General features: G+C 62.9%; 20 protein-coding genes. 7 read left to right on the forward strand and 13 right to left on the reverse strand.

What is annotated here, in order from left to right:
* Positions 1–87 precede the first annotated feature (87 nt).
* Positions 88–735 (forward strand): pyrimidine 5'-nucleotidase, encoded by a 648-nt coding sequence (locus H147_RS0103770; protein ID WP_026352227.1) that lies wholly within the window; start codon positions 88–90, stop codon positions 733–735.
* A gap of 17 nt (positions 736–752) precedes the next feature.
* Positions 753–1,964, forward strand: coding sequence for a UbiH/UbiF family hydroxylase (locus H147_RS0103775; RefSeq protein ID WP_019954011.1), 1,212 nt, complete (start codon positions 753–755; stop codon positions 1,962–1,964).
* Here H147_RS0103775 and H147_RS0103780 read toward each other — a convergent pair.
* The 3 genes from H147_RS0103780 to H147_RS0103790 form a co-directional block, all read right to left on the reverse strand.
* The gene (locus H147_RS0103780) at positions 1,961–3,088 is read right to left on the reverse strand and encodes an aminotransferase class V-fold PLP-dependent enzyme (RefSeq protein WP_019954012.1); all 1,128 of its coding nucleotides are present in this window, start codon (positions 3,086–3,088) and stop codon (positions 1,961–1,963) included. The genes H147_RS0103775 and H147_RS0103780 overlap by 4 nt on opposite strands.
* Positions 3,089–3,197: 109 nt before the next feature.
* Positions 3,198–3,650 carry an Lrp/AsnC family transcriptional regulator gene (locus tag H147_RS0103785; RefSeq protein ID WP_019954013.1) on the reverse strand — a complete coding sequence of 151 codons (453 nt, stop codon included), beginning with the start codon at positions 3,648–3,650 and terminating at the stop codon, positions 3,198–3,200.
* Positions 3,647–4,102: an Lrp/AsnC family transcriptional regulator gene (locus H147_RS0103790; RefSeq protein ID WP_019954014.1), complete on the reverse strand. Its 456-nt coding sequence runs from the start codon at positions 4,100–4,102 to the stop codon at positions 3,647–3,649. Before H147_RS0103790 ends, H147_RS0103785 begins: the two co-directional genes overlap by 4 nt.
* Positions 4,103–4,230: 128 nt before the next feature.
* Here H147_RS0103790 and ilvC point away from each other — a divergent pair, with 128 nt between their 5' ends.
* The 3 genes from ilvC to H147_RS0103805 all read left to right on the forward strand — a co-directional run bounded on the left by ilvC (position 4,231) and on the right by H147_RS0103805 (position 7,168).
* Positions 4,231–5,253 carry a ketol-acid reductoisomerase gene (ilvC, locus tag H147_RS0103795; protein ID WP_019954015.1) on the forward strand — a complete coding sequence of 341 codons (1,023 nt, stop codon included), beginning with the start codon at positions 4,231–4,233 and terminating at the stop codon, positions 5,251–5,253.
* Between the two features lie 84 nt (positions 5,254–5,337).
* Positions 5,338–6,243, forward strand: a complete 906-nt coding sequence (locus H147_RS0103800; RefSeq protein WP_019954016.1) for a DMT family transporter — start codon at positions 5,338–5,340, stop codon at positions 6,241–6,243.
* A gap of 190 nt (positions 6,244–6,433) precedes the next feature.
* Positions 6,434–7,168, forward strand: a complete 735-nt coding sequence (locus H147_RS0103805) for a tellurite resistance TerB family protein (protein WP_162561624.1) — start codon at positions 6,434–6,436, stop codon at positions 7,166–7,168.
* Positions 7,169–7,336: 168 nt separating this feature from the next.
* On the opposite strand, the gene H147_RS0103810 is transcribed toward H147_RS0103805, so the two are convergent.
* The 10 genes from H147_RS0103810 to H147_RS0103855 all read right to left on the reverse strand — a co-directional run bounded on the left by H147_RS0103810 (position 7,337) and on the right by H147_RS0103855 (position 20,316).
* Complete coding sequence (locus H147_RS0103810) at positions 7,337–8,368, reverse strand: endonuclease/exonuclease/phosphatase family protein (protein WP_019954018.1); 1,032 nt, start codon at positions 8,366–8,368, stop codon at positions 7,337–7,339.
* A 50-nt stretch (positions 8,369–8,418) separates the two neighbouring features.
* The gene (gene glmM, locus H147_RS0103815; protein WP_019954019.1) at positions 8,419–9,762 is read right to left on the reverse strand and encodes a phosphoglucosamine mutase; all 1,344 of its coding nucleotides are present in this window, start codon (positions 9,760–9,762) and stop codon (positions 8,419–8,421) included.
* A complete protein-coding gene (gene folP, locus H147_RS0103820; RefSeq protein WP_019954020.1) occupies positions 9,759–10,766 on the reverse strand; it encodes a dihydropteroate synthase in 1,008 nt (335 codons plus the stop codon). Before folP ends, glmM begins: the two co-directional genes overlap by 4 nt.
* On the reverse strand, positions 10,763–11,683 hold the full coding sequence (locus H147_RS0103825; protein ID WP_019954021.1) for a dihydroneopterin aldolase: 921 nt from the start codon (positions 11,681–11,683) through the stop codon (positions 10,763–10,765). The genes folP and H147_RS0103825 overlap by 4 nt, the downstream gene beginning before the upstream one ends.
* A gap of 98 nt (positions 11,684–11,781) precedes the next feature.
* Positions 11,782–12,450 (reverse strand): cell wall hydrolase, encoded by a 669-nt coding sequence (locus H147_RS0103830; RefSeq protein WP_019954022.1) that lies wholly within the window; start codon positions 12,448–12,450, stop codon positions 11,782–11,784.
* A 182-nt stretch (positions 12,451–12,632) separates the two neighbouring features.
* Positions 12,633–15,185 carry a putative PEP-binding protein gene (locus H147_RS0103835; RefSeq protein WP_019954023.1) on the reverse strand — a complete coding sequence of 851 codons (2,553 nt, stop codon included), beginning with the start codon at positions 15,183–15,185 and terminating at the stop codon, positions 12,633–12,635.
* A gap of 79 nt (positions 15,186–15,264) precedes the next feature.
* The gene (gene glyS, locus H147_RS0103840; protein ID WP_019954024.1) at positions 15,265–17,373 is read right to left on the reverse strand and encodes a glycine--tRNA ligase subunit beta; all 2,109 of its coding nucleotides are present in this window, start codon (positions 17,371–17,373) and stop codon (positions 15,265–15,267) included.
* Entirely contained in the window at positions 17,373–17,891 is a 519-nt protein-coding gene (locus H147_RS0103845; RefSeq protein WP_019954025.1) for a DUF6446 family protein, read from the reverse strand. Before H147_RS0103845 ends, glyS begins: the two co-directional genes overlap by 1 nt.
* Complete coding sequence (locus tag H147_RS0103850; RefSeq protein WP_019954026.1) at positions 17,891–18,811, reverse strand: glycine--tRNA ligase subunit alpha; 921 nt, start codon at positions 18,809–18,811, stop codon at positions 17,891–17,893. The genes H147_RS0103845 and H147_RS0103850 overlap by 1 nt, the downstream gene beginning before the upstream one ends.
* Positions 18,812–18,867: 56 nt before the next feature.
* Positions 18,868–20,316, reverse strand: coding sequence for a TrkH family potassium uptake protein (locus H147_RS0103855; RefSeq protein WP_026352229.1), 1,449 nt, complete (start codon positions 20,314–20,316; stop codon positions 18,868–18,870).
* A gap of 81 nt (positions 20,317–20,397) precedes the next feature.
* Here H147_RS0103855 and H147_RS0103860 point away from each other — a divergent pair, with 81 nt between their 5' ends.
* Positions 20,398–21,561, forward strand: coding sequence for an FAD-binding domain-containing protein (locus H147_RS0103860; protein WP_019954028.1), 1,164 nt, complete (start codon positions 20,398–20,400; stop codon positions 21,559–21,561).
* A gap of 118 nt (positions 21,562–21,679) precedes the next feature.
* Positions 21,680–22,144 (forward strand): (2Fe-2S)-binding protein, encoded by a 465-nt coding sequence (locus tag H147_RS0103865; protein WP_019954029.1) that lies wholly within the window; start codon positions 21,680–21,682, stop codon positions 22,142–22,144.

The raw sequence follows: 22,144 nt of genomic DNA on the forward strand, positions 1-22,144 counted from the left end.
GTTGATCCCAAGACCTTACGCCGCATGTCCCATCGCAGGCAAGCAAAAGCGGTTGCACCCACCTTTGCCCCATATTACCCAATGCGCATGGTCACGCAGCATTTTGCACATGTCGATACATGGGTCTTTGACCTCGACAACACGCTTTACCACCCTTCGGCGGGGCTTTTCGCGCAGATGGATGTGCGTTTCGCGGCTTATGTCATGCGGATCACGGGGCTGGACCAGACGCGCGCGCTGCGGCTGGCGCATGACTATTGGATCAGCCACGGGTCCACCTTGGCGGGGCTGATGGCCGAACATCACATCGACCCAGACGACTTTCTGGCCGAGGTCCATGACATCGACATCGCCCATCTGACGCCCGATCCGGCACTGGGGGCGGCCATCGCGGGCCTGCAAGGGCGCAAGGTCGTCTATACCAACGGGTCGGAAAACCACGCCAAGCGCGTGCTGGCCGCGCGCGGGCTGACACGACATTTCGATGCGGTTTACGGGGTCGAACACGCGAACTATCGCCCCAAACCCACGGCCGAGGCTTTTGCCGCGATCTTTACCCGCGACGGGATCACGCCCACCAAAGCCGCGATGTTCGAGGATGAGGCGCGCAATCTGGCCGTGCCGCATGATGTGGGGATGCGGACGGTGCATGTGCATGAAACGCCCGAGAGCGCGCTGCACATCCACCACGGTGCGCCTGATCTTGCGGCTTTCTTGTCGCAGCTTGCGCGCTGATCCTTCTCAAGCCCTGCATGGCGGACTATGTCCTGCACATGGAACGCAAAAACGCTGATATTCTGATCGCAGGCGGCGGTGTCGCGGGGCTTGTCGCCGCAGCCGCCTTTGGCACGGCCGGTTTTTCGGTCGTGATCGTCGATCCCGCCCCGCCTGTCACCAATGCCCATAGCGACGGCGCCGATCTGCGCACCACAGCGTTCCTGCAACCCGCGCAGGCGTTTCTGGAAACGGCAGGTGTCTGGCCGCACCTTGCGGATCACGCGACCCCCTTGCAGATCATGCGCATCGTCGATGCCGCAGCCGACCCCCATGTCGTGCGCGACTTCGACGCGCGCGATATTTCAGACCAGCCCTTTGGCTGGAACCTGCCCAACTGGCTCCTCCGGCGCGAGATTGTCGCGCGCCTGCACGAACTGCCGAATGTCGATTTCCGCCCCGGTACGGGCTTTACAGGCATGGTGCCGCGGCTGAACGCGGCCTTGGTCAACCTAACCGATGGCACACAGGTCGCGGCCAAGCTGGTGATCGCGGCTGACGGACGCAATTCCGCCGTTCGCCGTGCCTTGGGGATCAGCACCACCACCACGCGCTATGGGCAAAAGGCGGTGACCTTTGCCGTCACACATGACGCGCCGCACGACAATGTTTCGACCGAGATTCACCGCGCGGGCGGTCCTTTCACGCTGGTCCCGCTGCCGGATCACGACGGAAAGCCCTGTTCCGCCGTGGTCTGGATGGATCATGGCGCGGAATGCCTGCGGCGTGCGGCGCTGGATACTGAGGTTTTCGAGGCCGAGGCGAACGACCGCTCCGCCCTGCATTACGGCCCGCTGAAGCTCGCATCCAAACGCATGGTCTGGCCGATCATCTCTCAGGTGGCTGACCAGATCACCGGCCCGCGCACAGCGCTGGTCGCCGAGGCCGCGCATGTCATGCCACCCATCGGCGCGCAGGGGCTGAACATGTCGTTGCGTGATCTGGCCTGCCTCTTGGACCTTACCACAGCCGATCCTGCGAACCTTGGCAGCCCTGCGATGCTCGACAGCTACGCCCGCCAGCGCCACCCCGATATCAAGCTGCGGGTCGCGGGCATCGACGCGCTGAACAAGGCCTCGATGCTGGGCAACAGCGTGGCGCAGGACCTACGCGCGCGCGGGATCGCAGCACTTTACGGGATCACCCCTGTCCGGCGCACATTGATGCAACTGGGGCTGGGCGCGCGTTAAAGCACGCGGTCCAGCACCGGCACCAACCGCGCGAGCGTGCCTTGCACGTCGTAAAGCTTGTCCAACCCGAAGAGCCCCAGCCGGAAGGTGCGGAAATCCGCAGGCTCGTCGCATTGCAGCGGCACGCCAGCGGCGATCTGCATGCCTTCGGCCATGAATTTCGACCCATTCTGGATGGCCGGATCATCGGTATAGCTGACGACAACACCCGGTGCGCCGAACCCCTCTGCCGCAACCGACCGCACGCCCTTGTCCGCAAGGACCTTGCGCACGGCGTTGCCCAATTCCCATTGCGCAGCCTTCAGCCGGTCGAACCCATAGTGCTTGGTTTCCAGCATCGTGTCGCGAAACGCGCGCAGCCCGTCTGTCGGCATGGTCGCATGATAGGCATGGCCGCCGTTTTCATAGGCCTGCATGATGCCGTGCCATTTCTTCAGATCGACGGCAAATGAATTGGACGTGGTCCCCGCCATCCGGTCCGCCGCACGCTGCGACAGCATCACCAGCCCCGCCGACGGCGTGGAGGACCAGCCCTTTTGCGGTGCGGAAATCAGCACATCGACGCCCACAGCCTTCATATCGACCCAGACGCAGCCCGAAGCGATGCAATCAAGCACCATGATCGCCCCCACCTCATGCGCGGCCTCGGCCAGCGCTGTCAGGTAATCATCTGGCAGGATGATGCCTGCCGATGTTTCCACATGCGGCGCAAAGACGACATCGGGGCGCGCTGCACGGATTGCCGCGACCACATCGTCAATCGGCGCAGGCGCAAAAGGCGCGCGGCTGTCGTTGCCGGCCTGCCGTGCCTTCATCACCGTGGTCTGGGCGGTGAACTGGCCGGCATCGAAAATCTGGGACCAGCGATAGGAAAACCAGCCGTTGCGCACGACAAAGGCATGCGCGCCGCTGCCGAACTGGCGCGCCACGGCTTCCATGCCATAGGTCCCGCCGCCCGGAACGATGGCGACGTGATCGGCGGCATAGACCTCTTTGAGCATTGCCGAAATATCGGTCATCACGCCTTGGAACGCCTTGGACATATGGTTCAGCGACCGGTCGGTGAACACGACCGAAAATTCCATCAACCCATCAGGGTCCACACCACGCGCTGCACCGTCCATCGTCGTCCTCCTCAACTCTTGCTCCACAGCTAAGACGCGGCTGGCCCGAAATCAAAGTCTATCTGGGCATACATCGGCCATTTCGCCCGCCCCGCGTTTCCGATCAGCGTCAAAGCGGCCCCGGACGGCGCTCTTCGGACAACAGCACGTTGGCCTCGACATTGCCGACACCGGGCAGGGTCATCAGGCGGCGGCGCAGCACGCGTTCGAAATCCGCCAGATCACGGGCGACAACGCGCAGGCGGTAATCATAAAGCCCCAGCACATGATCGACCGTCTGTACCTCGGGGATCGCCCCCACCGCGCGTTCAAAATCCTCCAGACTGACGCGGCCTTTGGTGGCGAGCTTCACCCCCAGAAACACCGTCACGCCAAATCCCGCCTTGGCGGCGTCCAACTGCAACTGCCGCCCCGCGATCACGCCCGCGTCCTGCAACCGCTTGATCCGGCGCCAGGTGGCAGGCTGGCTCAGCCCCAGCTTGGCCGCAAGCTGCGTGGTGGATTGATCTGCATTGGCCACCAGTGCGCGCAGGATCATACGGTCCAGATCATCAAGGCTCATAGCGGCAGGCTTTCGTCGCCCTTAACGGTGGCCACGGTCATCAGCGCCTCGATATCCGCGATATGCGGGAGCTCAAGAATAAGGTCACGATAGATCCGCTGGTAGTCCGCCAGATCGCGCGCGATCAGCGACAGGCGCACATCGACGCGGCCCAGAAAGGTCTGGATCTCGATCACCTCGGGCACCAGCCGCGCCGCTGCCAGAAACTCGTCGAACGCGCGCGATTGCGTCTTGTCAAGCGTGATGCGCAGACTGACCGCCACCGCATAGCCCAGGGCGCGCCAGTCGATCAGGGTCCGGCTGCCCGTGATCACCCCCGTCTCGCGCAGGGCGTCCAACCGCCGCGCGACCCGCGCAGGCGTGCTGCCCGCCGCCTCGGCAAGGTCCGGCACCCCCCGGCCCGGGTCGGCCTGCAACAGGCGCAGCAAACGGCGATCAAAGTCATCCAACATAAAATCCGCTATATTTGACAAGATCACGCATAACAATCTTCTTATTTCCAATAATACTCACAGAACACCGCTCACATCACCGCGCAGCGGCGCTATAAACACCCCAGCTTCAACAAAGGACGATAAAGATGCGCGTTTATTACGACCGTGATTGCGATGTGAACCTGATCAAGGACAAGAAAGTCGCCATTCTGGGCTACGGCAGCCAAGGCCACGCCCATGCGCTGAACCTGCGCGATTCAGGTGCCAAAAACCTCGTCGTGGCCCTGCGCGAAGGCTCGCCTTCCGCGAAAAAGGCCGAAGGCGAAGGGCTGAAGGTCATGGGCATCGCCGAGGCTGCGGCCTGGTGCGATGTCATCATGTTCACCATGCCCGACGAATTGCAGGCCGAGACCTACAAGAAATACGTCCATGACAACCTGCGCGAAGGCTCCGCCATCGCTTTCGCCCACGGCCTGAATGTGCATTTCGGCCTGATCGAACCCAAGCCCGGCGTTGACGTCATCATGATGGCCCCCAAAGGCCCCGGCCACACCGTGCGCGGCGAATATACCAAAGGCGGCGGCGTGCCCTGCCTTGTAGCTGTCCACAACGACGCGACCGGCAAGGCGATGGAAATCGGCCTGTCCTATTGTTCCGCCATCGGTGGCGGGCGGTCCGGCATCATCGAGACCAACTTCCGTCAGGAATGCGAAACCGATCTGTTCGGTGAACAGGCCGTGCTCTGTGGCGGTCTGGTCGAACTGATCCGCATGGGTTTCGAGACGCTGGTCGAGGCCGGATACGAACCCGAAATGGCCTATTTCGAATGTCTGCACGAGGTCAAGCTGATCGTCGATCTGATCTATGAAGGCGGCATCGCCAACATGAACTATTCGATCTCCAACACCGCCGAATATGGTGAATATGTCTCCGGCCCGCGCATCCTGCCTTACGAGGAAACCAAGAAGCGCATGAAAGACGTGCTGACCGACATCCAGACCGGTAAATTCGTGCGAGACTTCATGCAGGAAAACGCCGTGGGCCAGCCCTATTTCAAGGCGACCCGCCGGATCAACGACGAACACCAGATCGAACAGGTCGGCGAAAAGCTGCGCGCGATGATGCCCTGGATTTCCGCAGGCCGCATGGTGGACAAAGCCAAGAACTAAGCGCCCGTCGGGCGGGGCTTGCCCCGCCACACCCGCACAAGGCCCGGACACGCTCCGGGCCTTTTTGCCCTTTGGACAGCCCTCATGCCACAGCAGCCCACGCCTTTGAACTGGATCTCGATCGCCCTTCTGGGGCTGATCTGGGGGGCGACCTTCATGGTCGTGGCCACCGCCCTCGAAGGGTATGGCCCGCTGACCGTCGCCTGCGCGCGCACCAGTCTGGGGGCTGTGGCCATGCTGACGCTGATGGTCGTCTTGCGGCGGCCCTTGCCGGATTTCACGCCGCAGATGGGGGCCTATCTGCTGGCCATCGGCATTTTCAACACCGCCGTGCCTTTCGCCCTGCTCAGCTGGGGGCAGCAATATGTCCCTTCGGCTTTGGCGGGCATTTCCATGGCGGCGCTGCCTTTGTTCGTGCTGCCGCTCGCGCATGTGTTTTCGGATGAAAAGCTGCGGTTGCGCAGCGCCGTCGGCGTCGTGATCGGCTTTTGCGGCGCGGTCGTGCTGATCGGCCCCGGTGTTTTGCGGATCGGCACCGGATGGGAGCCCTTGGGCCAGTTGGCCTGCCTTGCCGCCGCCCTGTCCTATGCGGTGTCCAGCGTCATGACCCGCCGCTGCCCGCCCATCGACCCGATCACGATGACAGCGCTATTGCTCAGCGTCGGTGCCGCCGCCCTGATCCCCGCGATGCTGATCGTCGAAGGCATCCCCGGCGCTGCCGCCCCCCGCCCGATGCTGGCGATCATCTTTCTGGGGGTCGTCCCGACCGCGCTTGCCGCCTTGCTGCGGGTAGCGACCATCCGCAGCGCGGGGGCCGTTTTCATGACGCTCGTGAATTATCAGGTCCCGGTCTGGTCGATGCTCTTTGGCGTGCTGGTCCTGAACGAGGTCCTGCCTTTGCGGTTCTTCGCAGCGCTCGCGCTGATCCTGCTCGGCCTCGCGATCAGCCAATGGGCGAGTCTGCAACGGATTCTTGCACGTCATAGTTAAGTAGAAATTCCGCCCAATTTAGACCACACTTGCTGTTCACGACTCCGTTATCGCAATTTCGGAGAACAGCATGCGTCATCTCGTCACCGGCCTTTTCATGGCAATTCTTCTGACATCACTGGTAACGCAGGCCGAGGCACGCAGCGGATCCGTGAGAGCCCAAGAGCTGCTTTTTGTAGCCCCGACCGAAATGACAAATGAGAACGGGCCTTTGGCGCTTTGCCATCTGGTCGAAACACGGTCGGCGATTTACGTGAACTATTGGCGCGCGATGCAAGGTTATGCGCTTGCGGCGAACAACTGCGATACCGACATGTACCGGCCTCTCGACGCGGCAGACCTGAAGGTTATGCAAGACGCAGGCATGATCTCTGCCGATATCCCGTCGGTGCCAAAGATGTCGGTGCAATCATTGGTCGGCGGGTTCTGGGGCCTTGGCGTTTTCGGTGTTCTGGCGCTGTTGGCAGGCTTGAAGGTCTTGCAGACCCAAAAGCGCAGGGGCCAGCGCCTTGCGATGATGGGTAACGCGACACCCGGTGCCCAAGCCATTCTGGATGCCATGTGTCATACCGCCAAGGCAGACGGCTATATCGCCCCGTCCGAAGTTGAGGTGATCAAGTTCGCCGCAGAAGAAATGACCGGTAAGACCTTTCCGCTCGCCCATGTCAAACAGATGGCGACGCTTGCGAAAACCGATCTGGTCAAGAACGACTACAAGCAATTGATCAAGGGCCGCAGCAAGATGGAACAACTGGACATCATGCGCGGTGTGCTGATGGTCGTCGCCGCCGATGGCAGGATGGAAGGCAAGGAAAAGACCTTTGTCGGCAATCTGGCTCAGACCATGGGGATGGACGGCCTGACGCTCCAAAACCTGTTGGCCGACGTCGTCGCCGACACTACGCGAAATCCAAGTCCGGCCTGACCGACAGGTTTGGACCTGGCCATGATCACGTCGACGACCTGCCCGCAAGGTGGGTCATCTTCGCGTCCGGCCATCCCCCAGACAAAAGACGGCCAGCACTTGCCTCCGCAATCCGCATACTATCCTGACGTGGCGACCAGTCAGCCGGGGCGCCGTCCGACACAGGCGCTAGGCCATTCCGACGTTTTCGGCCAACATGACCGAAACGGGGAAATGGTCGGAATAGCCGTTCTGATCCACATTCGCCACATCACCCTTGGGCAGGCCGAACCGGATCGGGCCAAGGCTGACCGAGGGTGACACCATTTCGGGAAATACCTCGACCCGCGCGGTGCCATCGACCACACTGTAAGGGCCATCGCCTGTCACCAATGGCTTCCCGACGAGGATCTGGTCGAAAAGGTTTCCGTCACCACCAAAATAGAGCGTGCCGTTCAACATCCGCGTCTTGCCCCGCGTATCCGTCGCAGGAAAGGTCAGATATTCCCATGCCAGATTGTAGAATTGTGCCGACCGGCCGCGTTCTACATCGCCTCTTTCGCGCCAGGCCACAGCGTTGAACCGCAAGGATGGATCGAAAGGATCATCGTTGAAATCGCCGAACGCCAGCACCGGCATGTCGGCGCCGACCTCCTCGCGGATGCGCTGGTGCCAATACCCAAGCGTTTCACCCGCCGTCGCGCGAAAGCCCGCACTTTCGACCGTACCGCCAGACCGTGATGGCCAATGGTTGCAGAGCAGCACGATGTCATTGCCCGCCTGCGACCGGAACGTCGCCTGAAGGATGTCGCGCGTGCCCGTGCGGCGCAGAACGAAATGGTTGAAGATCAGCGCCGGATCAACGGTGAATGCGCCGCTGTCATAAATGAACGCGGTATCAATCCCGCGCAGATCACGCGTGTTGTCCGCATGGACAACCGCATAGCGCCTGTCCGGCAGCGCGGCATTCAGCAGCCCGGCAAGATCGGCAAGCACAAAACCGTCCTCGACCTCGCAAACCCCCAGAATGTCGGGCCCTGCGCCGGATTTCATCTGCACGATGATGCGCGCGAGTTGCGCCAGCTTGCGGTCGTATAACGCACGCGTCCAGCCGCGCAGGTCGTTTTTCACCCTGTCCCTGATCCAGTCGATCCGGGGTGGATGGTCTTCGGGACCAAAAAGATTTTCGACGTTCCAAAAGGCAAGAAGATGCTGCGCCATGTCAAAGCTCCCGCAACCTGTGGCGGAAGCATAACACGGCATGCGCGCATTTATGTGACAGATTCAACCTCGGCGACGATCTGGTCCACGACCTGCGCCAGAAGCATGTCATCCTCGCATTCGGCCATGACGCGAATCAGTGGTTCGGTGCCGGATTTGCGGATCAAGAGGCGGCCTTTGCCGAACAGTTTGGTTTCGGCATCCGCGATGGAGGCGGCGACGCCTTTGGTCGCTAGAGGGTCAGTGCCTGCGGTGAAGCGCACGTTTTTCAAAAGCTGCGGCACGGTGTCGAAATTGCGGGCCAGCACGCTCGCCTTATGCCCCGTGTCGATCATCGCGGCCAGAAATTGCAGCCCTGCCAGCAGACCGTCGCCTGTTGTGGCATAATCGGTCATCACGATATGGCCCGATTGTTCGCCACCAAGGTTGAACCCGCCTGCGCGCATCGCCTCGACCACGTAGCGGTCGCCGACGGCGGTGCGTTTGAGGTGCAGGCCCTTGGCTCCAAGAAACCGTTCCAGCCCCAGATTTGACATGACCGTCGCGACCAAAGTGTCGCCTTGCAAACGTCCCTTCGCGGCCCAGCGCGCGGCCATCAGCGCCATGATCTGGTCGCCATCGGCCACTGCCCCGGTTTCATCGAGGATTATCACCCGGTCCGCATCGCCATCGAGGCAAATACCCACATCGGCCCCTGTCTCGCGGATCACCTGCGCGGCGCGGTCGGGATGGGTCGATCCACATCCGTCATTGATGTTGAACCCGTCGGGGTCCACGCCGACCTTGATGACGGTGGCCCCGAGTTCCCAAAGGACCTCGGGGGCGACCTTGTATGCGGCACCGTTGGCGCAGTCGATCACGACCTTCAGACCGTTCAGCCGCATGCCCGCCGGAAAGGTGGATTTCAGCCGTTCGGCATAGCGGAACCGCCCGTCGTCGATCCGCTTGGCGCGCCCGATATTGGCGGCCTTGGCGGGTTCGATGTCCGCGGCGATCAGCGCCTCGATCTGTTCTTCGGCGGCATCCGACAGTTTGAACCCGTCAGGGCCAAAGAACTTGATCCCGTTGTCATGGTGCGGGTTGTGGCTGGCGGAAATCATGATGCCGACATCGGCGCGCATTGAGGTGGTCAGCAAGCCAACCGCCGGGGTCGGCACCGGACCCAGCAGCAGCACGTTCATGCCGGTGCTGGTCAGCCCTGCCGTCAGCGCGCTTTCGAACATGTAGCCCGACAGGCGCGTGTCCTTGCCGATCACGACGCGATGTCCGTTCGATCCGTCATTGCGGAAATAGCGCCCTGCCGCAGCCCCGATGCGCAGCGCCATATCGGCGGTCATCGGATAGACGTTCGCCGTGCCGCGCACCCCGTCGGTGCCAAAGAACTTGCGTGTCATCTGCTGTCTGTCCCCTGTATCGCCGCCCAAAGCGCCAGCGCCTGTTGTGTGGCAAAGGTATCATGCACCCGCAGGATCTGCACCCCTTGCGATACGGCATGAAGCGCCACCGCGACAGACCCCGCCACGCGGTCCTTGGCGTCCTGTCCGCCGCCAATCGTGCCGATGAACCGCTTGCGCGAGGCACCGAGCAGGATCGGGCAGCCAAGGGCATGAAACAGCGCCAGGTTCTTGAGCAGGGTCAGGTTATGGTCCTGCGTCTTGCCGAACCCGATACCGGGGTCGATCACGATGGCCTCGCGCGCAATGCCGGCCGCTTCGGCCAGCGCGATGCGGGCGGCGAGAAAGTCGTAAACATCCAGCAGCACATCGTCATAGCGCGGGTCGTTCTGCATCGTCGCGGGATCGCCCTGCGCATGCATCAGGCAGACAGGCAGGCCCGCATCCGCCGTGACCTGTGCCAAGGCGGGGTCATGGCTGAAGGCCGCGACATCATTGACCATACTCGCCCCTGCCGCGATGGCCGCTTGCGCCACATCGGCCTTGCGCGTGTCGATCGAGATCGCGACAGCGGACTGCGCCCTGATCGCGGCGATCACAGGGGCGGTACGGCGGATTTCCTCGGCATTGGGTACGGTCACGGCACCGGGCCGCGTGCTTTCGCCGCCGATGTCGATGATCTCGGCCCCGTCGAACTGCATCGCCAAGGCGCGGGCTGTGGCGCTGGCCGGATCGGCGTGATCGCCGCCGTCCGAGAAACTGTCAGGTGTGACGTTCAGGATCCCCATGATGCGCGGGCGGTCCATCGACAGCCCGGCAATGGGCGCGCGCGGGGCGGTCAGGCGGGCGAGGATGGTCGCGGGCACGTCGCTTGCAGGCACGATGCGGGACGACCGCCCCCGTTCAAGAACAGCGACATCGCGGAAATGGCACGGGCCCCCCGCCAGCGGCAGCGCATCACGGGCCGGTTCCGCCGTGACGAGCGGCCGGTAATAGAGCGTCATGCCAAAACCGCCTGATCAACCGGCAGGACCAGCACGGGCAGGGGCGTCGCGGGGGCTTCATGGCCTACGAATACCAGTTCGGCCGCCTGCATCTGGGCTGCGAACCATGCGACAAGCGCCGCGGCATCGGCAGGGCTGGCGGAGGGTCCGTCAACCGCATCGAGCACGATCTTGGACGGGGCCCAGACGCTGATCTGGCCGTTCTTCATCGCCCAGTCGAGTTCGGTCCGCGTCTGCACGACAACGCAGCGCATATCACGCACGGCCAAAGTCCAGGCGTTCTGTTCGATGGCCAGCAGGTCGATGCGGCGTTGCGCCAGTTTGTTGGGCACTTGCGGTGCCTTTGTATCACCCGCACCGACGCAGATGATGACGGGGGCTGGCATCGCGGCAAGCTGGTCGATCCACCCCCCCAGCAGGGGCGACGCGATGGCGGCATTCGACAGAAACACAACGCGCGGATGCGGTACGGGGATATGGGCCTGCCCGCCAGGGGCGTGCCCGTCGCGGGCGCGCACGATCTCGACGCCCAAGGCAAAGGGGCCGCGATCCAGCTTTTCGATCCGCACGAACACCCGCTGCGCCTGCGGTTCCAGCAAGATACGGTCGGCCACACGCGCAGCAAGGGTTTCAAGAAGGTTCAGCCGTTCGGCATGCAGTTCGATCCCGATGGCTTCGGTCACGCGGTCATAGGACAGGATGCGATCGACATCGTCGTCGATCGGGCCGGACAGGCGGGGCACTTCGACCACGACGTTGAAGCGCACCCGCTGCAGGGTGCCGCGTTCCTGCTGGAACGCGCCGATTTCCACGCTGACGACGTAATCGCGCAGGGAAATCCGGTCGCAGGGGGTGGTAGTGCTTGCCTCGGCCCTTTCGCTGGGATGGGCAAAGGCAAGGCGGATGTCATCGGTCATCAGGTCGTCCGGTCAACTGGCAGCATTGCCGCCAGCGATACCCCGCCCCTGTCCGCAGGACAAGGACGGGTACAGCAAGACGGCGGATGGATGCGACCTCAGTTCGACGCGGTGCGGACAGGTTCGCGATAGAACAGATGCGCGCCGATCGTGGCCGTCTTGGTAAACCGGCGCGACCAGGACGGGCTGACAGCGTTGGTATGGAAATGCGTGGCACCGCCGGTCAAATCGCGCGATGTGCCGTCCAGCAGGATCGCCGCGATCTTGCCGACGCGTTCCCAGGCATCCTGTTCGCGGATCACATTGGCATTGCCGTCGCAGTTATAGCTGAACTGGCAGGCATGTTTGCGCCCCGTGCCCTGTGTCACGACCCCGCAAAGCGAGCGCGGATATGCGGCGCTGTCGACGCGGTTCAGGATCACTTCGCCCACGGCGAACTGGCCGCGCACGGATTCGCCACGCGCCTCGAAATACAGCGCCTCGGCCAGGCATTGCCATTGCTCATCACCCGAAGCAACGGGGAGAGCGTCAAGAAAATCGGTATCATAGATCACGACGGGTTCCGTCGGAATGCCCCGCTCACTTGCGGGGGGCAGGCTGGTCAATTGCGCCATACGCGCATCAGGGACCACGGCGAGCGCTGCACGCTCTTCGCCCAGAACGGCGGCCAACCGGCTGGCCATGTCTTCGTCTGCAAGGGCGGCACCGGCCCCAAGCGCCAGTTGTGTTGCCAGAAAAGCGGCGGCGATTTTTTTCAAAGGCGTCATTTTCAAACCAGAGCAACCACGCGGAAAGCCCCGCGGAGGCAACGCGGTGGTTAGGGCAATCCGGACCGCAGGTCTACCCCTAGTGGCCCCTACGGCGGAAGATCGCCCAGATTCGGTAAAAATATGATAAAATCGCACCACATGGTGCCCGCAGCCAAAAGAGAGGCACTACATCTAGTATATCACGGATTGGTGATACCGTCCTTCAAGGCCAGCTGCGCCGCCATCAGGCGCGCCCCCGGCACCCGGAAAGGCGAGCAGGAGACATAGTCGAACTTGTGATCCCGGCAGAATGCGATGGCACTGCGGCTGCCGCCATGTTCACCACAGATCGACAACACGACATCGGGTCGCCCGCGCCGCCCGCGTTCGGCACCCATCGCCACCAGCTCGCCGACACCTTCGATGTCGAGCGTGTGGAACGGGTCTTCGGCATAGACGCCCTGCTGCACGTAGGTCGACATGAACCGCCCCGCATCGTCGCGCGACAGACCATAGGTCATCTGGGTCAGGTCATTGGTACCGAACGACAAAAATTCCGCATGTGCGGCGATGTCCTGCGCGCGCAAAGCGGCCCGCGGGGTTTCCACCATGACGCCAAGCCGGTAATTCAACGTCGCATGCGCCCGCCCGGCCACCATGTTGGCCACGCGTTCGATGCGGGATTTCATCAGCTCGACCTCGCGCATGGCGGACACCAGCGGGATCATGATATCGACGGCAGGCGCGATACCCTTGGCACCGACCGCGACCATCGCCTCGAAGATCGCCTGCGCCTGCATGTCATAAATTTCGGGAATCGCGATCCCCAGCCGCACGCCGCGCATCCCCAGCATCGGGTTGTATTCGCTGAGTGCGGCCACCCGTTCGGTCACCTCGGGCAAAGGCAGCGCCAGTTGTTCGGCCAGATCGCGCAGACCCGCCTTGTCCGAGGGCAGGAATTCGTGCAGCGGCGGGTCGAACAGGCGGACGCAGACGCTGCGCCCTTCCATGATGCTGAAAAGCTCTGCAAAATCCGCCCGCTGCATCGGCAACAGACGGTCCAGAACGGCGCGGCGGTCCTTGCTGCTTTCGGCAAAGATCATCTCGCGCATGACACCCAGACGGTCGCCTTCAAAGAACATGTGTTCCGTCCGGCACAGCCCGATGCCTTCGGCGGCGAAATTGCGCGCGGTCTGCGCGTCGGCGGGGGTATCGGCATTGGCGCGCACGCCGATATCGCGGAACGTGTCGGCCCATTCGAGCAGGGTTTGGAACGCACCGTCAAGCGACGCCTCCAGCATCGGCGGCGCACCGGCCAGCACCTGCCCCGTGGTGCCATCGACGGTGATGATGTCGCCAGCGGAAAAGGTCCGCCCGTCAGGGGCAACCACACGGCCCGACTTGCGATCAATCAGCAAATCGGATGCACCAACGACGCAGGGCACGCCAAGCCCGCGCCCGATCACGGCGGCATGGCTGGTGATGCCGCCGCGCATCGTCAGCACGGCAGAGGCGGCGTGCATCCCGCGGATATCCTCGGGCGTGGTTTCGCGGCGGACCAGCACGCAGGGGTCACCGCGCGCGGCACTTGCCTGCGCTTCGTTCGCGGTCAGCACGATCCGGCCAGAGGCGGCACCGGGGCTGGCGGCGATGCCGGTCACCAGCACGTCACGCGGCGCGCGGGGGTCCACCTGCCGGTGCAGCAGTTCCGACAGCGCCACAGGTTCGACGCGCAGAACGGCCTCTTGCCGCGTGATGACGCCATCCTCGGCCAAAGCCACGGCGATCCGCACCGAGGCCCGCGACGACCGCTGCACCCGCACGGCGTCAAGAATGAACAGCTTGCCCGCGTCGATCGTGAACTTGACCTGCATCTCTTCGCGCAGATGCTTGCGGCACAGCGCGCCGCATTCGACCAGCTGCGCAAAGGTTTCGGGGCAACGGTCCTGCAAGGACGCACCGCGCGGATCGCGTGTCAGGTAAAGCGCGCCTTCGGCATCGGTCTTGTCCATCTGCGGCACGTCCTGCGCGACATAGCGGCCGACGATCCGGGGCGCGCCGGTGGTGCTGTCGACGAATTGCACGGTGCCGGTGCCACATTCGCCCTGCCCCAGTCCCAGCGCCATCGCCTGCACGACCAGCCCCAGTCCCGCATCCGCGGGCGCGCCCTTGGCCTGCCGCAGCAGACGCGCACTGGTGCCGTCCCACGCGCGCGCCATGGACCGCAACACCTCGGCCAGTTGCACGGCGGGGTCTTGGGGAAAGGGCGTGTCGGTTTCAGCCTCATAAGCCGCGAGCAGCCTGTAGAGACTGTCCGCGTCGGCCACATCGGGCAGATGGAATTCGTCGGGGTCCAGCCGCGCCACATGCACCGCGTAGGATTGCACAAAGCGCAGATACAGCCGCGCCGCTGCCGGTTCACCCATCGCCTGTGCCATGCTGACGAAACGGGCGTCATTCATGCCCACGTTCAGGATCGCGGATGGCCCGCCCCAATCGGCATTCTCGCTTGACGGGCGCACGGACAAGAGCGGTTGCGGCCCGAAAGGCGCCATCAGCCCGGCCATATCGGGCAGGTTGCCAAGGGCAGCGTCGCGCACCGCGTCAAAGGACAAGGCGACCGTGACAGGCACCGGCATGTCCAGCCGGATCAGCCGTTGCAGGCATTTCGCGCGGTCGCCATGGGCCGCGACCGACACCGGCGCGGTCGGCGTGATCAGCGTCACGCGGTCTTGGGTGATCTGTTGCTGCACTGCGGCACCGCCCTATTGCGTAGGTGCAGCATAGAGCAGGAAATGGCCATGCGTAAAGCCAAGTTGACAGCCAAGATGTCTAACCTTCGATTTTTGTCAGGTCAGCCACAGACAGACAGATTTTCCTGATGCGCGACAGAAGGTTAAGCCGGTTCCGGCGGATCACCTGCAGGTCGTCGTTGACCTGCACAGCGGTGAAAAAAGCGTCAATCGGCCCGCGAAGTGCCGCCATAGCGGTCATCGCGGTGCTGAAATCTTCGTCTTTCATCGCCGGCATGATCTTTGCATCCGCAGCATCGAGGGCGGCAAACAGCGCCTTTTCGGCATCGTCTTCGGCGAATTTCAGGTCGGCGCCATAGGAATACTCGACGCCGTCCTTCTCCTCGGCCTGGGTGAGGATGTTGTTGGCGCGCTTGAACCCCTGAATCAGGTTTTCGCCGTCATCGGTGGCAAGCGTTTCCGCGAGCGCGTGGGCGCGTTTGACGAGCAGGGTCAGGTCGTCATTGCCCGGCATCGCGATACAGGCGTCGATGATATCGTAGCGGATGCCTTGGTCCTTGAGATAGACCTTGAGGCGGTCGTGGAAAAAGGCGAGCAGGCTGTCGTAATTTGCACCCGCATCATCTGGCACAGTTTCACCAGACTTGAACTCTTCAGGAATACGCATCTCGGCAGATACCCGAATATCACGCAAATTAATCCGCGCCCCATTCTCCAACACCAGCCGAATAACGCCCAGCGCCGCTCTACGCAGCGCAAAGGGGTCCTTGCTTCCGGTCGGCTTCTCGTCAATCGCCCAGAAGCCTGTCAGCGTGTCGATCTTGTCGGACAGCGCCACGGCCACCGATACGGGTGCGGTCGGCACAGCATCGGACGGTCCCAGCGGCGAATAATGGTCTTGGCAGGCGGCGGCCACCGCGGAATCCAATCCGGCGGCTGTCACATAATAGCGGCCCATCAGCCCCTGCAATTCGGGGAATTCATTCACCATTTCCGATTGCAGATCAGCCTTGGCAACCTTGGCCGCCTGTTCGGCCAGATCGGGGTCAGCGCCCACATGCGGCGCGATTTCGCGCGCGAGGGCTGCGATCCGCGCAATGCGGTCGCCTTGTGATCCCAGCTTGTTATGGAAGGTCACATTGGCGAGCCCCGCGCCCATGCCTTCCAACCCCTCGGCCTTGACCGTGCGCAGGTCGTTTTCCCAAAAGAATTTCGCATCCGACAACCGTGCCGCCAGCACCTTTTGATTGCCCGCCAGAATGGTGGCCCCGTCATCGGCGGTGGCCATGTTCGCGACGGTCACAAAGCGTTCGATCCGGCCTGTCTTGGGGTTGCGGACCGAAAAGAATTTCTGATGTTCCTTCATCGAGGTTTGCAGCACCTCCGGCGGCAGGCCCAGAAAGGCCTCGTCGATCCGACCCAGCAGGACGACAGGCCATTCGACCAGCCCTGAAACCTCGGCCAGAAGCCCGCGATCCTCGACCAGTTCCAGACCGGATGCAAAGGCCTGCTGCGTCGCGTCGTTCCAGATCACCTCGGCGCGCTCATCCGCGCGCAGGATGACATGGGCGCGTTTCAGCTTCGCCTCGTAATCGTCAAAGCCGTTCACGGTGAAGGTGTCTGGCGAAAGGAAACGGTGCCCCCGCGAGCTGCGCCCTGCGGTGATCCCGTCGATGGTCAGCGGCACGACCTCGGCCCCTGCCTCATCCGACAGCAGGCAGATGATGGATTGCAGGGGGCGCACCCATTTGAGCGACCCCGTGCCCCAACGCATCGACTTGGGCCAGGGGAAATTGCGCACGGTGGCGTCCAGCACTTCCGCGATGATGTCGGCGGCCTTGCGCCCCGGCTTTTCGATCACGGCGAAATAGGTCTGGCCCTTCTTGTCGTCGCGGATTTCCAGCGCCTCGCAGGTGATCCCCGCGCCCCGCAGGAACCCGTCGATGGCGGCATCGGGTGCGCCGACCTTGGGGCCTTTGCGTTCCTCGCGCACGGCGCGGCTTTCGCCCGTCAGCCCGTCAATCGCCAGCGTCAACCGACGCGGCGTGGCAAAGGCGGCGGCACCGGCATAGGTCAGCCCCGCTTCGACCAGACCGTCGGTGACCAGCTTGCGCAGGTCATCGGCGGCACGCGCCTGCATCCGGGCCGGAATTTCCTCGGAGAAAAGTTCAATCAGAAGATCAGGCATTATTGCAGGCTTTCGGGTGCTGGGGGGCAAGTGTCAGGGGCGGGATAGCGGTTGAACACGGCTTCGCCGCAGGCGTTGATCTCGTGCCAGATATAGGCGCGCCCGTCGGGGTAGACCGCGATCACGCGGTCGATGCCGTATTGCACGTTCGCGGTACCAAGATAGGCCGTGGCAAGGCCGCTTTGCAGGTCGGCGCCGATCTCGCGGGCGTCGAAACAGTCAAACCAGCGCGGCGCGATGCGCGGTTCGGCAAAGGGCAGCGGCATTGCGGTGGCCAAGATCGCCGTGTCGATATCGGTCGTCAGGCAGCCACGATACCGCAGCGGGCTGGAAATCGCGTCGATACCGGTGAAGTCAGTGAACGGCAGGGTGATGGGATCGCCGTCTGCGGCGGTCAGCATGATGTCGCCTTCGGTGGCTGTGACATCCTCGTAATAGGCATAGACTTGCAGGTAATACATCGCCGCGCCGAACACGACAGCCAGCACCAGCATCCCCACGATCAGCAAGCGTGCCATCAGGCGGTGGCCCCCGCTGCTTCGGTCTGCACGAAAGCATCGGCACAGGCCTTGGCCAGCGCGCGCACCCGCCCGATATAGGCCTGCCGTTCGGTGACGGAAATCACGCCGCGCGCATCCAGCAGGTTGAACAGGTGGCTGGCCTTGATGCACTGGTCATAGGCGGGATGCGCCATGATGATCTGCATGTCCTTCTTGGGGTCATGCGCGGCGGTCGACAGGATGCGGTGGCATTCGGCCTCTGCGTCCTTGAAATGCTGCAGCAGCATGTCGGTATCGGCCACGTCGAAATTCCAGCGCGCATATTCCTGTTCAGTCTGGCGGAAGATGTCGCCATAGGTCAGCGGGATCGGCGCGTCCGGGTCGTTGAAGGGCATGTCCATCACATGATCCACGCCCAGCACATACATCGCCAACCGTTCCAGACCATAGGTCAATTCGCCCGATACAGGGCGGCAGTCATGCCCGCCGACCTGCTGGAAGTAAGTGAACTGGCTGACTTCCATGCCGTCGCACCAGACCTCCCAACCAAGCCCCCATGCACCCAGGGTCGGGCTTTCCCAGTCATCTTCGACAAAGCGGATGTCATGCAGATGCGCGTCGATTCCGATCGCCGCCAATGACCCAAGATAAAGGTCCTGCAAATCCGGCGGGCTAGGTTTGATCAGCACCTGATACTGGTAATAATGCTGCAAACGGTTCGGGTTCACGCCATAGCGCCCGTCGGTCGGGCGACGGGACGGTTGCACATAGGCCGCCGCCCAAGGTTTCGACCCCAGTGCGCGCAGGGTCGTGGCGGGGTGGAACGTGCCGGCGCCGACTTCCATGTCGTAGGGTTGCAGGATCGCACAGCCCTTGGCCGCCCAATAGGACTGAAGCCGCAGGATGATTTCCTGAAAACTGCGCGGTTTGTCGGACATGGGCACCCTCGTTTGCATCTTGGGCGTCACATAGGCCCCGCCGCCCCAAGGGTCAATCAGTTGCGCCAGAACCGGACCGAGATGATGGTCAGGACCACCATCACTTCGAGCCTGCCGACAAACATCGCGATCGCCAGAATCCATTTCGCGGGATCGTTGATATTCGCGTAATTCCCTGCCGGTCCGATCTCTGGCCCAAGGCCGGGGCCGATGTTGCCGATCGCGGTGGCGGCCCCCGAAATCGAGGTGATGAAATCAAGCCCGGTCAGACCAAGAAGGACGGTGATAATCCCCAAAAGCGATACGAAAGCCACAAAGAACGCGATCACCGAGTTCATCACGTCGTCCCCGATCGGGCGTCCTTCGTAGCGGGGTGCAAAAACGCCATGCGGGCTGTGTATCTGGCGGATCTGGCTTTTGATCGCGGCAAACAGGATCTGATAGCGGAACACCTTGACCGAACAGGCGGTGGACCCGGCACAGCCGCCGATCAGGCCGATGAAGAAAAACGCGACAACCGGAAACGTGCCCCATTGCATGTAGTCCGCGCTGGCATAGCCGGTGCCGGACATGATCGAGACGATGTTGAACATGGCCTCCCGGAAGGCAAGTTCCGTCCATTCACCCTCACGTCCCCAAAGCCAGGCCGTCATCAGCAGGATGAATAATGTCAGAAGGCCGAAGAACACCCTGACCTGACTGTCACGCCACAAAGGCTTGGCGGTGCCCGCCAGCAGCTGCACATACCGCACGAAAGGCAGTGCGGCGAGGATCATGAACACGGCGGCCGTGTAATGGATACCGGCGTTGTATAACCCGAACGATGCGTCTGTCGTTGCCATGCCGCCGGTCGATACGGTCGTCATCGCGTGAACAAAGGCATCGAAAGGCGCCATGCCCAGCGCCGAATAGATCAGCCCGCAAGACACCGTCAGGACCACGTAGATCACCGAGATCTGGCTTGCGATCTGACCTGCACGCGGCAGGATTTTTCCCATCGTTTCAAAAGCTTCTGATCTGAAAATCTGCATGCCGCCGACCCGCAGTTCGGGCAGGAACACCATCGCCACGACGATGATCCCGATACCGCCCAGCCATTGCAGCACGCCGCGCCACAACAGTAAGCCAGCAGGCAAAGTTTCAAGCTGGGTAAAAGTCGTGGCCCCTGTCGTGGTCAGCGCGGACATGGACTCAAAGAACGCATCCGTCAGCGACGCATCGGTCGCACCAAGGATAAAGGGGATCGCCCCGAACAGCGGCAGCGTCAGCCAGACGAGCGATGTCAGAAGGAAGGTCTGGCGCAGCGTCAGCCCCGCCGTCACACCGTTGGAGCAGGCCAGCGCCAGCAAGCCGCCCGTCAGGATCGTCACCACGGCACTTTCGAAAAAGACGAACCAATGCGGATCGTCCGCCAGCAGGTCAGCCGCTAAAGGCACCAGCATCGTGACCCCCAGCGAGGCGACAAGCAGACCGATCACATATCCGACGGGGCGCAGATCAAACATGCGGCAGCGTTGGCCCGCCCCCGCGCCGCTGTCAAGAACGGGCGCCATTGAAACCCGTCGGGCGCGGGTTAATTGGCACGCATGTTCACTCCGACCAAAGACAGCGCGCTGGCGCGCCTTGCCGATTTCGTGCCGCGCGCAGGCCGCGATTATGCGACCCTGCGCAACCATGAGGACCTTGCCCATGTCTCGGTCCTGTCGCCCTATGTCCGCCACCGGATCATCACCGAGGAAGAGGTGCTGCGCGCCGTGCTGGCGAGACACAGCCCGCAGGCGGCGGAAAAATTCGTGCAAGAAGTGTTCTGGCGCACCTATTGGAAAGGCTGGCTGGAGATGCGCCCCACGATCTGGGCCGATTACCGGCGTGATCTGGCGGGCGCGCTGAACGAGATCCAGACACAGGCGGGCCTGCGCCAAAGATGGGAAGCGGCCTGTCTGGGCCAGACCGGCATCGACGGTTTCGACGATTGGGCCCGGCAATTGGTGGACACCGGCTATCTGCATAATCACGCGCGGATGTGGTTCGCCTCGATCTGGATCCACACACTGCACCTGCCCTGGGTGCTGGGCGCGGATTTCTTTCTGCGGCATCTGCTGGATGGGGATGCGGCCTCGAATACGCTGTCATGGCGCTGGGTGGGGGGCATCCAGACGCTGGGCAAGGCCTATCTGGCGCAGCCGGACAATATCGCGAAATACACCCAAGGCCGATTCCGGCCCGAGGGGCTGGCCCAGTCCGCGGCGTCCCTGCCCTGCCCCCCGCATCCGGCGCGCGGGCCGCTGCCCGTCAGCGGCACCATCGACCCCGGCCAGCGCACGGGTCTGGTTGTGACCGAGGATGACCTGTCGCCCGACTGGTTGCTGGACAAGATATCGCCCGTGGCCACGGCTTTTGTGCAAACAACAGACCGGCGCAGCCCGTTGCAGGTAGCCCCGATTGTGACGGATTTCGTCGCAGGGGCGATGCGGGATTGCAATGACCGGTTCGCAGGCCAGCTTGGTCGCGTCAGTTTCATCAGTGCCGATGCTGTGGACGACTGGCGCAAGGCCGAAGGGCTGGAGCAGGTGGTAATGGCCTACCCGCCTGTCGGCCCTGCCGCCGATGCCTTGCGCCAGATCGATGCGGTGCGCATGCTGCGCACCTATGATCTGGACGCCTGGCCCCATGCGACCCACGGGTTTTTCCGGTTCAAGGACGCGATCCCCAAACTGCTCGGGCGGATCAAGGGGCTGGCGGTACTCTGACCGCAGCGCGCTGCGGTCGCCTCCGGCGGAGGTATTTGGGCTCTGAAGATGCGGCAGGCTTGCCGGAATCATACGGGGCGGCTAAACTAAACCGAATAGTTCAGAAAGAAGGCATGACATGGCGGTATCACTGACGATCAACGGCACGGCGCACAGCGTCGATCTTCCCGATGATGTGCCTCTGCTCTGGGTGCTGCGCGATGAAATCGGGCTGACCGGCACGAAATTCGGCTGCGGGATCGCCGCCTGTGGCGCCTGCACCGTGCATATCGACGGACAGGCCGTGCGGTCCTGTCAGGTGGCGCTGGCCGATGTCTGGGGCCAGGTGACGACGATCGAAGGGCTGGGCCAGCCCGACAATCTGGCCGTGATCCAGCAGGCCTGGATCGACCATCAGGTCGCGCAATGCGGTTACTGCCAGTCCGGCCAGATCATGAATGCCGCGGCCTTGCTGGCCGAAACCCCTGCCCCCACAGATGACGATATCGACGCCGCCATGCAGGGCAACCTGTGCCGCTGCGGGACCTATCCGCGCATCCGGGCCGCGATCAAGGACGCGGCCCAGCGTCTGACAGAGGTGTAA

The sequence above is a fragment of the Yoonia vestfoldensis DSM 16212 genome (assembly GCF_000382265.1).
GTDB classification, from domain to species: Bacteria; Pseudomonadota; Alphaproteobacteria; order Rhodobacterales; family Rhodobacteraceae; genus Yoonia; species Yoonia vestfoldensis.